This is a genomic window from Lactonifactor longoviformis DSM 17459 (assembly GCF_900129135.1).
Lineage (GTDB): Bacteria > Bacillota > Clostridia > Lachnospirales > Lachnospiraceae > Lactonifactor > Lactonifactor longoviformis.
In genome coordinates, this window is record NZ_FQVI01000004.1 from 129,625 (window position 1) to 144,933 (window position 15,309).

13 protein-coding genes and 1 pseudogene are annotated in these 15,309 nt (G+C 46.8%); 5 read left to right on the plus strand and 9 right to left on the minus strand.

What is annotated here, in order from left to right; genetic code table 11:
- Positions 1-4 precede the first annotated feature (4 nt).
- Positions 5-2,563: an ABC transporter permease gene (locus BUA56_RS06365; protein ID WP_072850052.1), complete on the plus strand. Its 2,559-nt coding sequence runs from the start codon at positions 5-7 to the stop codon at positions 2,561-2,563.
- A 6-nt stretch (positions 2,564-2,569) separates the two neighbouring features.
- On the opposite strand, the gene BUA56_RS06370 is transcribed toward BUA56_RS06365, so the two are convergent.
- The 5 genes from BUA56_RS06370 to BUA56_RS06390 all read right to left on the minus strand — a co-directional run bounded on the left by BUA56_RS06370 (position 2,570) and on the right by BUA56_RS06390 (position 5,912).
- Positions 2,570-3,022: a YaiI/YqxD family protein gene (locus BUA56_RS06370; RefSeq protein ID WP_072850054.1), complete on the minus strand. Its 453-nt coding sequence runs from the start codon at positions 3,020-3,022 to the stop codon at positions 2,570-2,572.
- A gap of 10 nt (positions 3,023-3,032) precedes the next feature.
- Positions 3,033-3,554 carry a nitroreductase family protein gene (locus tag BUA56_RS06375; protein WP_072850056.1) on the minus strand — a complete coding sequence of 174 codons (522 nt, stop codon included), beginning with the start codon at positions 3,552-3,554 and terminating at the stop codon, positions 3,033-3,035.
- A 16-nt stretch (positions 3,555-3,570) separates the two neighbouring features.
- Positions 3,571-3,966: a PaaI family thioesterase gene (locus BUA56_RS06380; protein WP_072850058.1), complete on the minus strand. Its 396-nt coding sequence runs from the start codon at positions 3,964-3,966 to the stop codon at positions 3,571-3,573.
- Between the two features lie 129 nt (positions 3,967-4,095).
- Positions 4,096-5,727: a recombinase family protein gene (locus BUA56_RS06385; protein ID WP_072850060.1), complete on the minus strand. Its 1,632-nt coding sequence runs from the start codon at positions 5,725-5,727 to the stop codon at positions 4,096-4,098.
- The gene (locus BUA56_RS06390; RefSeq protein ID WP_072850062.1) at positions 5,724-5,912 is read right to left on the minus strand and encodes a hypothetical protein; all 189 of its coding nucleotides are present in this window, start codon (positions 5,910-5,912) and stop codon (positions 5,724-5,726) included. The genes BUA56_RS06385 and BUA56_RS06390 overlap by 4 nt, the downstream gene beginning before the upstream one ends.
- An 85-nt stretch (positions 5,913-5,997) precedes the next feature.
- Between BUA56_RS06390 and BUA56_RS06395 the strand changes: the two are divergent.
- Positions 5,998-6,444 (plus strand): annotated as a pseudogene (locus tag BUA56_RS06395) (manganese catalase family protein); the annotation flags it as partial.
- 86 nt (positions 6,445-6,530) lie between these two features.
- Here the strand turns inward: BUA56_RS06395 and BUA56_RS06400 are convergent.
- The 4 genes from BUA56_RS06400 to BUA56_RS06415 are packed head-to-tail and all read right to left on the minus strand — an operon-like array spanning position 6,531 to position 11,355.
- Positions 6,531-7,316 carry an SDR family NAD(P)-dependent oxidoreductase gene (locus BUA56_RS06400; protein ID WP_072850066.1) on the minus strand — a complete coding sequence of 262 codons (786 nt, stop codon included), beginning with the start codon at positions 7,314-7,316 and terminating at the stop codon, positions 6,531-6,533.
- Positions 7,317-7,331: 15 nt separating this feature from the next.
- Positions 7,332-8,642, minus strand: a complete 1,311-nt coding sequence (locus BUA56_RS06405; protein ID WP_072850068.1) for an MFS transporter — start codon at positions 8,640-8,642, stop codon at positions 7,332-7,334.
- Complete coding sequence (locus tag BUA56_RS06410) at positions 8,620-10,560, minus strand: NAD(P)/FAD-dependent oxidoreductase (protein ID WP_072850070.1); 1,941 nt, start codon at positions 10,558-10,560, stop codon at positions 8,620-8,622. Before BUA56_RS06410 ends, BUA56_RS06405 begins: the two co-directional genes overlap by 23 nt.
- 39 nt (positions 10,561-10,599) lie before the next feature.
- Positions 10,600-11,355, minus strand: coding sequence for an SDR family NAD(P)-dependent oxidoreductase (locus BUA56_RS06415; protein ID WP_072850072.1), 756 nt, complete (start codon positions 11,353-11,355; stop codon positions 10,600-10,602).
- A 345-nt stretch (positions 11,356-11,700) separates the two neighbouring features.
- Here BUA56_RS06415 and BUA56_RS06420 point away from each other — a divergent pair, with 345 nt between their 5' ends.
- The 3 genes from BUA56_RS06420 to BUA56_RS06430 all read left to right on the plus strand — a co-directional run bounded on the left by BUA56_RS06420 (position 11,701) and on the right by BUA56_RS06430 (position 15,305).
- Entirely contained in the window at positions 11,701-12,936 is a 1,236-nt protein-coding gene (locus BUA56_RS06420) for a PucR family transcriptional regulator (protein ID WP_072850074.1), read from the plus strand.
- A gap of 67 nt (positions 12,937-13,003) precedes the next feature.
- Positions 13,004-13,483 carry a DUF1648 domain-containing protein gene (locus BUA56_RS06425; protein WP_072850076.1) on the plus strand — a complete coding sequence of 160 codons (480 nt, stop codon included), beginning with the start codon at positions 13,004-13,006 and terminating at the stop codon, positions 13,481-13,483.
- A gap of 301 nt (positions 13,484-13,784) precedes the next feature.
- Complete coding sequence (locus tag BUA56_RS06430; protein ID WP_084067715.1) at positions 13,785-15,305, plus strand: DUF1538 domain-containing protein; 1,521 nt, start codon at positions 13,785-13,787, stop codon at positions 15,303-15,305.
- Positions 15,306-15,309: the final 4 nt, after the last annotated feature.

Below are 15,309 nucleotides of genomic sequence, written 5' to 3' on the forward strand. Positions count from 1 at the left end.
AACCATGAAAAAGCAAACATCTATCCTACGCACATTGACCGGCCGCAGCTTTCGGGCCAACAGAGCCAGAAATATCGTGGCCGTTATTGCCGTTGCTCTGACTACACTAATGTTTACTACTCTGTTTGTACTGGCGCAGAGTATGCAGAAAAATATGATAGAGATGACGTTCCGGCAAACCGGGTATGACGCTCAGGCTTCTTTTAAAAATATAACAGAAGAGCAGGCAGAACGGATTGCCGCCCATCCGGATGTTGAGGAGCTTGGGCAAAGCATTGTGCTTGGCCTTGCGGAAAATAAATCCCTTGCAGGAAAGCAGGTAGAAATACGCTGGGGGAATGACAGTTACGCCTCTCATTCGTTCGCTCTGCCCACCACAGGCTCTATGCCTCAGACAGCCGATGAAATTGCACTTGACACCCTGACTCTGGATCGGCTGGGAATTCCCCATGAGATAGGGGCGGATGTCACGCTGGAATGGAGAAAGGACCTCTCCCAAGAAGAAAAAACCAATGGAAGCTTTACACTCTGCGGCTACTGGGAGGGGAATGAATCCAGCTATGCCAGTATGGCCTGGGTCAGCCGCAGTTTCGCCGATGAGATGACCGCCGGACAAACTCCCTCTGAAGATCAGATTCTGGGACTTCACATGGCTCAGGTTTCTCTTCCCAGCGACAGCAATATTGAAGCCTCTATGGATAAGATTCTGGCGGACACACAGCTGTCCCAGCTGGAATACGGCGTAAATCTGGCTTATTCCCCAGAAATGAATGCTACAGCAGTCCAGGAAAGTATTCCCATGTATCTGGGAATGATTCTGGTATTCGTCGCAGGCTATCTGATCATCTATAATATCTTCCAGATCTCCGTAGCCGCAGACATCCAGTTTTATGGAAAATTAAAGACTCTGGGCACTACCACAAAACAAATTCGTCGTATACTATATGGCCAGGCTAACCGCCTGTGTCTGATAGGAATTCCTGCCGGCTTAGTCTTCGGTTTTCTGCTGGGTATGGTTCTGGTTCCTGTACTAATGGGTACCTTCGGCGGATCTGCAGTAACATCAGCCCATCCCGCCATCTTCCTTGGTTCTGCGTTGTTTGCCTGGGCAACGGTTCTGATATCCTGCCTGCGCCCCGCAAGGCTTGCGGGCAAAGTTTCGCCCATGGAAGCACTCCGATATAATGACTCGGACTCAAAAAGCAAAAAGAAGACAAAGAAGGGAAGAAAAGGGGCCTCCCTGACCGGAATGGCATGGGCTAACCTTGGCCGTAACAAAAAGCGTACGGTTACTGTAATCTGCTCCCTTACACTCGGCCTGGTACTCCTGAGCTGTTTTTACGCCAAAAACGCCTCCTTTGATATGGAAAAATATCTATCCGGACAGACAATTGCTGATTTCGAACTGGCAGATATCTCCCATGAAGATGCCGTAAACGGCTACAATCCTCAGGGAAATACGCTGAACAATGAGTTGACTGCTGACGTGGAGGCACTGGAAGGTCTGGAAGCTCTGGGTCATATGTACTCTCACCAGTTATCCTGGGAAATGGATGCACAGACAATTGAAAACTTGAATGCCTTCTATACGCAGGATATGCTGGATGACTGGTCCACCTACGATCCCACCGGCCCTAAGGCATTGAAAGCTGCAATAGCGGATAAGCGGGCAGATACTGTCATCTATGGACTGGATGGGATTCCCCTTGATACTATTACTCAGTCACAATATCTTTATTCCGGCACCTATGATGCTGAGACATTCGCCACTGGGAACTACGTACTTGCAATTGGTCCTGCCATCGATGAGTCTGAGAAAGAAAAATATAAGGTCTATCCCACACCCTCTGTTGGGGACAGCATTATAATAGAAGAAAAAAACTATACAGTAATGGGGATTGTCTATCCGCTGAATTCCGTGGACAGCGGAGCCATGGAAAACGGAGGCGGAAGCGGCTTCAGTCTGAGCTTTATTCTCCACTCGGATGCATTCTGCAGACAGTGGCCGGATAATACACTGCGCAAGCTCTTTTTCAATATAGAGGATTCGCACCTCAATGACGCCCGGAAAGTGCTGAATGAATATACAAAAAATATGGATGCAAGCCTGCCTGTTACTTCCCGGCAGACCATGATTGAACAATATCAGGCTGAAACCCGTGCCTCCGCTGTTATGGGAAATGCCATAAGTTTAGTGATCGCACTGGTAGGTATTCTGAACTTTATAAACAGCATGGTTACTGCTATTGTTTCCAGAAAAAAAGAGTTTGCTATGATTCAATCTGTCGGTATGACAAAACGTCAGCTCTGCAGAATGCTGATTTATGAAGGACTGTATTATGCAGTTATCACCATTGGAGTTTCTTTTCTGGTCAGTGCCTTCGCAGTAGGGATTGGTGTGCGTGCTATGGTAGAGGGGGGATACAGCACGTTTCGTTTTACACTGCTTCCTTTGGGAATCTGTATCCCTGTTCTGCTGGGATTCGCTGTTTTGGTTCCGCTTCTGTGTTTTAGAAATCTGGAGAAACAGAGCATTGTAGAGCGGCTGAGAGCAATCGATTAAGAAAACTTACCCACCTTCTCCCGCGGTCTCCAGAAGCCTGCGAAAAGCCTGTTCAAACTGACGGTCATCTTCCCCTGTCCTCTTTTTCGGTCCCCTGATGTGATTTTTGGACGGGGACCGCCGTGCTTTTTTTGCCAGATGCCTCTCCATTAAAAGCTGGTCTATATTTTTATCTGTATACAGCATTCCGGAGGGATGAATCCCGTAAGCCCCTTTTCCCAATGCCATTGCTGCCACACCGTAATCCTGTGTCACCACTATATCTCCCTCTCGGCACAGTGTAATAAGGGCAAAATCCACTGCATCTGCTCCGGTTCCAATCACCTTTATGCTGCTGTAATCTGACTGCAGCATATGATTGGTATCGCAGAGCAGGGTGACAGGTACCTTACAATCCATGGCAGCTTTCTCAGCAATTTTGATTACCGGACATGCATCCGCATCTATAAGAATTTGCATGGAACGCCTCTCAATACCTTTCTCTGTGAATCTTGGCAGTCTCTACTTCCGCAAGGGTATGGGGGGTTGGATGTTCTGCAGGAATCCCCAGAGAGAGGATTGCTTCTAATTTAAAGTTCTCCGGATAGTGAAGAAGCTGTCTCAGATATTCCTCCGCGGTACCCTTTTCGGCTTCCCGGAGACGGCCCTGTATCCAGCAGCTTCCTATCCCCAGACTGTCCGCCATAAGGTGCATATTGGACATAGCTATGGAACAGTCCTCTGTCCACACATCCGTCTTCCCTGCATCTGCGATTACAACAACGGCACAGTCTGCACCTTCCAGCATCTTTGCCGCTCCCACCCTGCAGCCTGACATTGCTCTCAGGGTCTCTCTATTTCTTACTGCAATAAACTCCCAGGGGCGGATTCCCCGGCCGGATGCAGACAGCAGACCCGCCTGCAGAATCATCTCCAGCTTTTCCTCGGGCACCTCCTCCTGTGTATATTTCCTGATACTTCTGCGCTTTTTCATAAGTTCCAGTAATTCCATTTTTCTCTCCTTTCTGCTATTTATGGTACCCGGTTGTCAGCACCGCAGCAACCGCATTGCCAAGTTCGTCGTAGACATTCATCTGATAACAGCAGGTGGTGCGTCCGTCCTTAATACAGACAGCTTCTGCAATCAGCTTGTCACCTTTCGGCGCCCCCAGGTATGTAATGCTGGAGTTCAGAGATACGGTGCCCATCACCTGCCAGTTGGAAGCCACTGCAAATGCGAAATCTGCCAGGGTAAAGGATACCCCTCCCATGGCTGCTCCCATAGCATTTCTGTGTCTGCGCTCCAGAATCAGACTGCATTTTGCATAGTGGTCAGCAATCTCTTCTATGACCGCGCCATTTTCTGTTGCAAACCGGTCTCCCTCAAATAATTTTCTGACTCTCTCTAATGTCTGTTTGTCCATATTTTCCTCCGAGTATTCACCTGCTCTGTACAGCGGGTGCATTGTATCTGATATTTGTATGTTGTTTTTAATTTTAGCACAATTTTCTTCTTTTTGCCACGTAAAAGGAACCGGCAGCCTCTGGATTGCTCAGAGTCCTGCCGGTTTTTTCTCTTTCCTGAGTAATTTTATTTCCAATAATTTTGTAGTATAGTTTTCCCCTCTTCCACTGGTTCTGATTTTCATATGGAAACCTACGGGCAGGCATTTTAGCCAGACAGCCATCGTATTATGGTCATATATAATTATTTTTTCAAGAATCTCTCTGTATATGCTCTCCCTGGCGGATGGAATATTCAGCATCTCATCCAGCAGCTCCCTGTAATGACATACCTCACAGAAATCACCGGATACTACTCCTGCTTTTTCCTCTGCAGTGTGAATCTGACGATTTACAGTCTCGATTTTTTCTTCATACCACCCGGTCTGCTTTCTTAAGTCTTCTCTGCTCAGCATTCCCTCCAAAAACAAATCAATAGCCTTTCGTTTTTTTTCTTCCAGTGCCTCTCTTTTCCTCGTCAGCCGCTCCATTTCCATCCGTTCCCCCTCAGCAGGCTTCAATTTACGCAGATTTATAAGCACTTCTTCCTTCAGGGAATTCCATGATACCGGCACCCGGGCAGCTGCAAAGTCCATACAGCTTAACAGGGCATTCTCACTGACCGTCTGATTATCGCACCCGGCCTTTCTCCCCAAATCGTCTGTTTTTTCTCTTCCATACCCCGCATTGGCACTGCATCTCCACGCTTTATACAGGCTTCCGTCCTTTCTCTTTTTTGTGCGGCTGACAAAGCTTCGGCCGCATCTGCCGCATATTAGCTTACCGCTGCACCAGTAACGGCTGCTGTGTTTCTGCTGTTCCCCGGCCTTAAACGTTCTTGCCCTCAGTGCTTCCTGGGTGCGGTTCCAAAGCTCCCTGTGGATAATCGGAGCATGGTGATCGGTTATATATATCTTTTCTTCTTCTCCTCTGTTGTATTTTTTCTTATGTGTGAGATAATCCGGCGTAATTGTTTTTTTCTGACAGAGGTCACCTACGTATTTCTCATTTTTCAGGATACGCAGTATAGAGGCATTGCTCCACAGAAGGCCGCTTTTTGAGGGAAATCCCTCCTCAAAAAGCTCTCTTGCTATGACATAGGTTCCTTTTTCCTCGTTCGTATATTTATGGAAAATAGCCCTCACAATCCGGGCCTCCTCCTCAATAATATACAGCTTTCCATCCTTCACTTCATATCCCAGAAGCTCTCTTCCAAATACAACGCCCTGTTCCATCCTCCGTTTTTGTCCCCACTTTACTCTCTCTGAGGTTTTGCGGCTCTCCTCCTGAGCAATGCTGGCCATAATGGTAAGGCGCAGTTCTCCATCCTGTTCTCTGGTATCAATGTTGTCTATGGTAAAGATAACTCCAATCTTATATTCCTTTAATTTTCTTGTATAATACAGGGTATCTACAGTGTTTCTTGCGAATCTGCTGACCTCTTTGGTCAGAATCAGGTCCATATTCCCAGCCATGGCATCTTGTATCATACGTTTAAAGCCTTCCCGCTTAGCTGTCTGAGTGCCGCTCATCCCCTCGTCATAATAAATGCCCACAAGCTCCCAGTCTGAATGACTCCTGATATACTCTGAGAAGTACCTGCGCTGACTCACCAGAGAATTAGCCTGATCCACATGTTCCGTGGAAACTCTGCAGTAAGCGGCAACCTTTAGCTTTTTCACAGCACACTGCTCTCTTTTATTAGCAGATCTAGCTGAGACTCCGTCAGTACATTTTTTTTATAGAGTTCTTTGTAAACCCCAATTTTAATTAGTTTTTCCAATTCTTTGCGCTGTATCTCTGACACCTCAACGCTCTGCTCATTGTTGCTGTTCGTCGATTGCCTGGACCTGCCGTAATCTGGCATTTATCTCACTCCTAAAGCTGCATTACTAAAATATATGCCATACAGCTAGGCCATAGTCCGGGGCTTATGGGGCAAAATCGGCTGCGATATAGGTACAGAAGAACTGGCACACCTGGAGATGGTATCCACCATCGTTCATCAGCTCACAAAGGACCTGACTCCGGAAGAAATTATGCAGCAAGGCTTCCAGAACTACTACGTAGACCATACCGTAGGCATCTGGCCCCAGGCTGCAGGAGGGGTACCTTTCAATGCATGCGAATTCCAGTCAAAAGGGGATCCCATCACAGACTTATTCGAAGACATGGCTGCAGAACAGAAAGCCAGATCGACCTACGACAACATTCTGCGACTGGTAAAGGATCCTGAGGTTGCAGATCCTATCCGTTTCCTGAGAGCCAGAGAAGTTGTACACTTCCAGAGATTCGGAGAAGCTCTGAGAACCGTTCAGGAAGAACTGGACTGCAAAAACTTTTACGCTTTTAATCCCAGCTTTGATTTTCCAAAAAAATCTGGCTGTGACTGCAAATAAGCAGAATGCGGCCCTCCGGGCGCAAAAAGCCACCGGGATTATTTCCTTCCCGGTGGCTTTTTGATCATTTCCTTATGTTTATATTCTTAGCAGAGAGCATCCATGCCTCCGTCCAGACGGATTCCTGACCCCATAATATGGGAGGATAGATCAGAGGCAAGATAGAGGGCAAGATTTGCTACTTCCTCCGGCCTGCAGTACCTTTTATCCAGATAATCCTTACCGAATATTTCTTCACACTCTTTATGTGTCTTTGTATCTCCAAAGGTGTTTTTTTCAATCCTGCTAATCATGGGTGTATCTACTCCTCCAGGACAGATATAATTACAGTGCACTCCGTGAGGGCCAAGTTCCAGAGCTACGGATTTCGTCAGTCCGGCAACCGCATGCTTGGATGAACAATAGGCGCTCATTCCGGCAGCGGTAGTATAACTTCCATTAGATGCAATGGTAACAATTGCGCCGCTTCCCTGTTTTACCAGATAGGGAGCTGCGTATTTCATGGCATACATAACGCCGAATACATTGACATTGTAGACTGCCATATAAGACGCAAAGGTGCAGTCCGCGATTTCCTCGTATTTCCCCTCGTATCCGGAATTCGGCACAAGGACATCTATCCTTCCAAACTGCTGATAAGCCCCGTCGATCCAGGCCTTCACCTCTTCTGGTTTCGTGACGTCGGCCACAAATGTTTTCAAATTTTCCGGAGCAATATCCAGATTCTTAACAAAAGCATCCAACTTTGCCTGACTTGTAGATGAGATTGCCAGTCTGCAGCCCTCCCCCGCAAAAGCCCTGCAGAGCGCCTGCCCTATCCCACCAGTGCATCCATTAATGGCGACGACTTTATTTTGCAGATTTAAGTCCATAAATACCTCCTCCTTCTATTCTCGAAGCTGTTTTTTTAAGGGTGACAATTTTAATGCTGCCAGCAGCAGTATCATCCCAATACCGGTTGTCACGGCAAATACGATCCAGGCAAGGCCCATACCTCCCTTTGAAGCCAGAAGCGCCGCCATTACCGGGGACGCCAGAGCCTGGCCAATATATACGGCAACCATCAAAGTTGCGGAGATCTGCGCAAATTCTTTTGCACCGAATGCTGCCGTTCCTACAAAAGAAGGAATGCTTGCACAAACCGGATAAGCGGCGGCAGCAAAGATTACCGTCAGTACCATAAGATACGTGGCGCCGCTGACAGGCCATAATACCATACAGATAAAAGTAAGAATAAATGCAGCACACACATAGACAATGAAACCGCTTGTTCCAAGCTTATTGGAAATTGTTCCGGCTGCCATCAAAAGCAGTCCCGCCAGAAGCAGATAGATGGCATTCCAGTTTGCGGCCCCGGTTGCCGTCATTCCATTCATCTGCCACCAGGTTGGCGCATAGGACAGATATGCTGTTCCCCCTATTGTCGAGAAGAGCAGTGCTGCCACAAGCACTTTAAATGAAGTGGACGATACGGCTTCTTTATAGGATACCCCCGGCAGTTCTGCCGCTTCTGTCTGTGCAAAGGCACTGTCCCAGCCCAAAGGCTTTTGTCCCTTTTCCTCTGTTGTCTTAATCAGGAACAGTACTGCAGACAAACCAATGATCAGCACGAGTACTGAGAGTACGCGATAGCAGTTTTTATAATCTGTTACCTTAAATAATTGTCCTGCCAGAAAAACCCACACTGCTGCTCCGATGCCCGCGCCAGAAAGTACCATGCCGGTAATCTGTGCCCGTTTTTCTACAAACCACTCCGCAATCACCGATGAACAGACCGCATGAGTGCCGAATGTTATAGAAAAGGAAGCCAGTGCACCGGCCAAATACATAAGAATCAGGCTTTGAACATTCGCCCCCGGTGTCACAAAGGTATACAACTGCATATGTGCCGCACACGCAAGTATAGAGATAAACATAGTTTTCCGTGCCCCCAGTTTTCCGAGGGCTTTAATGGCTGCCAGACTCAGCACTACATTGCATATAGTGTTTACCGTACCAATCTGGCCTACAGCACCGATAGAGTGCTCACTGTAAGCAGACAGAGATGCCAGGAAAGTTCCCAGGGTGGTACAAGCCCCCAGATTAACAAAAATCACAAGAAATGCCCCCACTGCCGCTTTATAACCAAAAAATCCTTTTTCTGTCTTCACCTTGTCCTCCTTGTGTTTTTCTTCCTTATTGGAGCGCCATCGCAGCATAGAAGCCTTCACGGATTGCTTTGCCTGCTTTTCCCGCCTTCAGACAGTCTCCGATTAAAGTCGTCTTCAGAGGGTATTTTTCTGCAATTGCCTCAGCCACGGAGCTGTTCGGTTTTTGTCCGAATGCAGTAATTACTCTGTCAGCCGGAAGCACCTTTTTATCCCCACCCGCGGTCTCGACAGCTACTCCTTCCTCCGTGACTCCCGACACTTTCGTATTTGTCAGGATCGTTACTTTATATTCGGCCAGAAGTCTGTCCAGACTCAGCTTATTGATCATCATTACATCCCGGGCACAGGCATCCATCATTTCTACTATGGTAACTTTCTTCCCTTCCATAGCCAGCTCAAGGGCCGTATCACAGCCGGAAAGCCCTCCGCCGCAGACTACAACATGTTCCTCCTCAATCCCCTGGATGTGCGCCTGGGTCACATCTATTACTTTTTTATCATCCATTCCGGATATACAGGGGACAAACGGAACGGAGCCGGTGGCTGCAAAGATCTCATCCGCCACCGCAAGGCACGGATCCTGGGGAGATACCTTTGTATTAAACTGGATCTTTACTCCCAATTTCTCCAGCTGAATCCCATACCACTCCATAAGATCGCGGATACGCTTTTTAAACGGTGCGCTGGCAATGGCTCTGAAGGTTCCTCCTATTCTGTCAGAAGCCTCATAGATTGTCACATCACATCCCCGCAGAGCAGCAACTCTGGCAGCCTCCAGCCCCCCGGGACCTGCGCCTATAACAGCAACCTTTCTTGGAGAAGGCAGCGGTGTAATCTCTAAGGAGCCTTCCATGCAAGCCTGTATATTGACCGTACAGGAAAGCTGTGTCAGTCTCCCGAAGATACGTCCGATGCACTCTTCATTACAAATCAGACAGGGACGGATGTCTTCCCTGTGCCCTGCTTTCAGCTTATTTGGAAAATGAGGATCCGCAATCAGCTGACGTCCGAAGCTGATAATGTCTGCATTTCCTGATTCCAGCAGTTTCACTGCCGTCTCCATAGAATGGTTGCCCGCATTGATGATTGGGATACTTACATGTTTTCTGGCCTCCTCACAGACATATGCCATACAGGCCTCGCCGGTATAACAAGTGGGAAAAATATAATCCATGGTCTCATAGCAGCCGGAATCAATATCAATAGCATCTACCCCGGCTTGCTCCAACAGCCGGATGATAGGCATAGAATCCTCCAGGGTACGTCCGCCCTTATACATATGGTCCAGGGAGATGCGAAACAGGATCGGAAAGCAAGGTCCTACCACTTTTCGGATTGAATCTACAATCTCCGTGGCAAATCTCACCCGGTTCTCCCAGGATCCCCCATACTCGTCCGTACGTTCATTCCACTGGGGAGAGATAAATTGATCTACCAGATACCCGGCATGACCATGTACTTCCACCGCATCAAAGCCTGCATTTAAAGCAAACTGAGCAGCAACGGAAAAATCTTTCATTATGTCTTTAATTTCTTCTGTCTCAAGAGGACGGCAAATCATATCCGGATTGTAAAAAGAGGGATTTGCAGATGCAGAAATCGGAACTCTCTCTCCAATATCCGGCATACCGTTTCTTCCTGTACCGCAGCTGAGCTGAAGACAAATCCTGCCTCCCCATCTGTGTATACGCTCTGTAAGAACTGTAGCCTTCGGAATAGCCCTGGTACTGTGAAGTGCCAGAGTAGGCCCTCCCTGTGCAGTTTTTTCGTTGAGGAACATGGCTCCTGTCATGATGAGTCCTGCCCCTCCTTTTGCCCTCTCCTCATAGTATCGGATGCCTTCCTCACTGTCTGTACCGTCTACCATTGGGGTAAAAGTCCCCATTCCAGACATCATGATTCTGTTTCTGAGGCGCATTCCATTGATTTTAATTGGCTGTAATAATTTATTATAATTGTAATTCATCTCACATTCTCCTTATCTGCCTGTTATTCTTCCGTCCCTTTATATGGCTGTCCATCCGCCGTCGCAGGTTAAGATAGCACCCGTCACATAAGTAGATTCCTTTGCCGCCAGAAATACAACGGAGGAATCCAGTTCCCCATCCCTGCCGGGACGGCTCATAGCAGTTCTTGTAACGATAAAATCATTCATAGACTGCATAGCCTCAGGACCATTGGCCTCTGATGCAAAAAATCCGGGACAGAGGGCATTTACCGTTACTCCCTTTTCAGCCCATTCAGTGGCAGCCTGGCGGGTCATATTAATAATTCCTCCTTTGGCTGAAGCATACGCAATAACGGGCAGCTCTTTCAGTCCGCCTTTTCCCAGAATGGAGGCAATGTTTATAACACGGCCATATCCTTTCTCCAACATTACTCTGCCAAAATATTTCATGCAGTAAAATGCCCCGTCAAGATCCAGGGTAAGTACCTTTCTCCATTCCTCATCCGGAAGTTCTTCCAAGGGAATACAGCTTCCTCCCCCGGCATTATTCACAAGGATATCTACCGTTCCTAATTCAGACACAACCTTTTCCACAGCTCCTTTGATCTGTTCTGTATCCGTCACATCGCAGGCAACCGGAAGGCAGGTTACCCCAAGCGCTTCAATCTCCTTCGCCACTGCTTCCAGCTTTTCCTTTCTTCTTGCCAAAATCGCCACATCAGCTCCCTGACGTGCCAATGCCAGCGCAAACTGACGTCCCAAACCTGCCGATGCCCCTGTCACTACTGCAACATTTCCCGTTAAATCGAACATAACTGTTCCTCCTTTTTACATTAACTATGTTTATTGTTTCCGCTGGTACCAACAACGTTTTGTTAATTATATGTCAATCCCTCGGCTGCGTCATCAGTAATACCGAAAAAATACATCTGTCATTTTTGTGCATCTGCACAACAGAAAAATATTTTTTCTTATTGTTCTATCTGTATACTTTTACTCCTATATATCAGGTAAACCCACCATTTTATATAGAATGATTGTGATATCCTTAACAATTTATATCATTTTCAATAATTTAGGCTGGCATTTATGGTTTTCTATCGATATAATAGGAGATATAAAATATTGTTATATGTATCTTTGTACAAGGAGGCATCTATGGCGGATTCCATTGATTTTCTAGAGTTATATGAAAAAATATTTAAAGTACTGCCACGCAATAATGTCCAGAGGCTTATGGAGGTCTGTTATGAAGTTGTGGGTGTCCCGATACTGACCGTAGATGTCATGTATAACCTTCTGGGCATTGCACCCAATGTAAAAACCGGGGATTATCAGTGGGATTACCTGCTGGAAAATAAAGGCTATGAAACTGATATGATTGTACGCCTGTACGAGGACGGAATCATGCAGTCAGTCAATAACCGGAATGCGCCTTATGTGGTAGACTGGGGATCCTGCAGGGATAATCCCAAGATTCAGGGCATCGTCAAGGTAAATGATATCGTGGAAGGATACGTTACTATGCAGTGCACATACGATCAGATCACCCCCGACCGTCTGAAAGCCATGGATATTATCATGAATGTCTGTGCTCTTTTTTTCCGTGAGAACGATTCGGAAAGCAGTATGCCCTACACATATCAGAAAGTATTTGCAGGAGAGTTATTTAATCACCGTATTAAAACCCCCAGACAGCTAACTATGTGGCAGAAAGATATGAACTGCGACTTAAACCCTCCCTATCAGATTTTTGCTGTCAGTACTTATGATAAAAGTGAGAAAAATGTATTGTCCTACATTCGGAAACTGAGTCAGCAGTTTTCTCCCTACCAATTCGCACTGATTCAGGAAAATATTCTCTATGTGCTTCACTATAATATGAAGAAACGACCGAGAGGGAATTCTGAAGAAACTTTATTTATAAAAACACTGCGCAGGTTTAACGGCTGCTGCGGAGCCAGCAGGTACTTTGACGATCTTCTCTGCGCCTCAGACTATATTAAACAGGCTGAGGACGCCATGACACTGGGACAGTCCATGGGCAGCCCCAATGGCGTCCACTATTATGAAAGCCTCTATCTGCCGGCAATACTGGCTCCGCGGCTGTCCCAGATGCCCCGGACCAATTATATCTCCCCTGCCATACCTCTTCTGGAAGAGTATGACAGTGAAAACTCCACGGAATTCTTAAAGACACTGGAGGCCTATACCAAAAATCTGTTCCGAACTTCCGAAACTGCCGCGCAGCTTCACATTCACAGAAATACTCTGCTTTACAGGGTACAGAAAATAGAGGAGATTGGAGATTTTTCCCTGAAAGATTACAGCACAGTTTTACACCTTATGATTAGCTTTTATATGCTGGATCTGGAAAATAATTATAATACATAGATGTATTCATGCTATAATAACCTCAGCAAAGCGATACTAACCCTGCACTCTAGGAAGGAGCCGAAACATGAAAGAAATCATTACTGTACCGGACACCAGGTTCCATAAAGTGATTCGCCTCATCAGTCTTCTGCTGATCATCGGAATGTTCCTGAACATTATTCTCTTCTGGCGTACGATTCCCAATCAAATTCCCGGACACTACAATGGCGCAGGGGAAGTAGACAGGTGGGGCAGTAAAGGAGAGCTGTTTCTCATTCCCATCCTGACTTTTTTAATGTTTCTCGGAATCTCTGTGCTGGAAAAGCATCCGTCTATGTGGAATACCGGTGTTGCCATCACCAGCAGGAACAAAGACAGAGTATATCGTTATGTAAAAAACATGATTGCTGTGCTGAAGCTTATAATGACTGGTGTTTTCACCTATTTATCCTTCTGCACCGTACATCTTCTGCCCCTTTACAGGCATTTTACAGCACTGAGTCTGATAGCCGTATTCGGCAGTATGGCATACTATCTCATACGAATCCTGAGGGTGCCGGGGTAACCTGTTCATGGCAGCGGGAAAGAAGACTCTTCTGCCGGCTCTGGACTGCTATAAGTTCCGGCATGGATCAATCTTAACAAAATCTGCACAGAACATCTGCATATAATCATGTATACTATAAAGCAGGAGTGTAATCTCCCGCTTATCCCGGCAGTTTCTAAACACATACAAGGTTATACCACCATATCATCTTTTTCTGTTTTAATCATCCGGGCTTCCTGATCCGGTATGCCGGAATAAGTGGGCCTTACACTGGCTACTGTTCATCCTGTCACCAGAAAGGAGGAGTCTCTATTTGAGATTGCACCATCGACTGAAAGAAAAAGTCCTTGAGTCTGTCTCCTCTGTCCTTCCTATTACTGTAATCGTCTTGATTCTAAGTATCACTATCGCGCCCTTAACGCCGGGAGCTCTCATCTTATTTATCTTCGGCGCCGTGCTGCTGATTCTGGGTATGGGTTTCTTTACCTTAGGGGTAGATATGTCTATGATTCCTATGGGCGAAGGCATAGGAGTTCAGATGAGCAAGTCCAAAACCATTCTTATTTCTCTGGCAGTCTGCCTTATTCTCGGTATCCTGATTACCGTGGCAGAGCCGGATCTTCAGGTACTTGCCAACCAAGTACCCGCCGTTCCTAATCCAGTATTAATTTTTACCGTAGCTGCCGGAGTCGGAATCTTTCTCCTCCTGGCGGAAGTCAGAATGTTATTCCAGATCCCATTATCCTATACTCTGGTATTTTTCTATGCCATTATTTTTCTTATGGCTTTCTGTACTCCGGATTCGTTTGTGCCTGTATCTTTTGATTCGGGAGGTGTGACCACCGGTCCTGTCACCGTTCCTTTCATCATGGCTTTGGGTATTGGTATGGCATCTGTCCGCAGCGATAAGAATTCTAACAGCGACAGCTTCGGCCTAATCGCGCTGTGCAGCATCGGACCTGTTATGGCAGTTCTTCTGCTGGGGATCTTTTATCATCCCTCGGAGACCGTGTACGCTCCTTCAGAGATTGCCGTTATTGCCACCACAAAGGATGCCGCCCGCGAATTTCTCACAGGAATTCCCCATTATGCAGGGGAAGTAACCACAGCACTTCTTCCAATTATTTTATTATTCCTTGTATTTCAGCTGCTGTTCCGCCGCTTTCACAGGCACCAGCTGCTGAAGATTGTATCCGGGCTGGTCTATACCTATATCGGTCTGATCCTTTTTCTGACCGGCGTCAATGTAGGATTTATGCCTGCCGGACAGCATATCGGCGCAGCCATAGCCCAAAGTCCGTATAAAGTATTGCTGATTCCCATCGGGATGCTCATCGGTTATTTCATCGTAAAAGCTGAACCTGCCGTTCTTGTCCTCACAAAACAGGTAGAAGAGATATCAAACGGCTCCATCTCCCAAAAATCAATTGAGCACAGTCTTTCTATCGGCATTGCTCTTTCTGTGGGAATTGCCATGATAAGGATCCTAACCGGAATATCTATCATGTGGTTTTTAATCCCAGGATACCTGATTTCCCTGATAATGACCTTTTTTGTTCCTCAAATTTTTACGGGTATTGCCTTTGACTCCGGAGGTGTGGCCAGCGGGCCAATGACGGCTACCTTTCTTCTCCCCCTGGCAATGGGGGCCTGCGAGGCTGTGGGGGGCAATATACTCACAGATGCTTTTGGAATTGTAGCAATGGTGGCCATGACCCCCCTTTGCACGATACAGCTTCTGGGACTCAGCAGCCGCTTAAAGGAGCACCTTCCCCCACGGCAGCCCCGGGCAAAAGAGGAAGTGGAGGACTGTATTCTGTATTTTGACGCTGAAGATTAGGAGG

Bases quoted from the DNA above. Each gene is read 5' to 3' on its own strand.
- BUA56_RS06425 (WP_072850076.1), top strand. From the start codon at position 13,004: ATGAAAGAAATCATTACTGTACCGGACACCAGGTTCCATAAAGTGATT.
- BUA56_RS06370 (WP_072850054.1), bottom strand. From the start codon at position 3,022: ATGCAAATTCTTATAGATGCGGATGCATGTCCGGTAATCAAAATTGCT.
- BUA56_RS06380 (WP_072850058.1), bottom strand. From the start codon at position 3,966: ATGGACAAACAGACATTAGAGAGAGTCAGAAAATTATTTGAGGGAGAC.
- BUA56_RS06420 (WP_072850074.1), top strand. From the start codon at position 11,701: ATGGCGGATTCCATTGATTTTCTAGAGTTATATGAAAAAATATTTAAA.
- BUA56_RS06410 (WP_072850070.1), bottom strand. From the start codon at position 10,560: ATGAATTACAATTATAATAAATTATTACAGCCAATTAAAATCAATGGA.
- BUA56_RS06415 (WP_072850072.1), bottom strand. From the start codon at position 11,355: ATGTTCGATTTAACGGGAAATGTTGCAGTAGTGACAGGGGCATCGGCA.
- BUA56_RS06405 (WP_072850068.1), bottom strand. From the start codon at position 8,642: ATGCTGCGATGGCGCTCCAATAAGGAAGAAAAACACAAGGAGGACAAG.
- BUA56_RS06390 (WP_072850062.1), bottom strand. From the start codon at position 5,912: ATGCCAGATTACGGCAGGTCCAGGCAATCGACGAACAGCAACAATGAG.
- BUA56_RS06365 (WP_072850052.1), top strand. From the start codon at position 5: ATGAAAAAGCAAACATCTATCCTACGCACATTGACCGGCCGCAGCTTT.
- BUA56_RS06375 (WP_072850056.1), bottom strand. From the start codon at position 3,554: ATGGAATTACTGGAACTTATGAAAAAGCGCAGAAGTATCAGGAAATAT.
- BUA56_RS06400 (WP_072850066.1), bottom strand. From the start codon at position 7,316: ATGGACTTAAATCTGCAAAATAAAGTCGTCGCCATTAATGGATGCACT.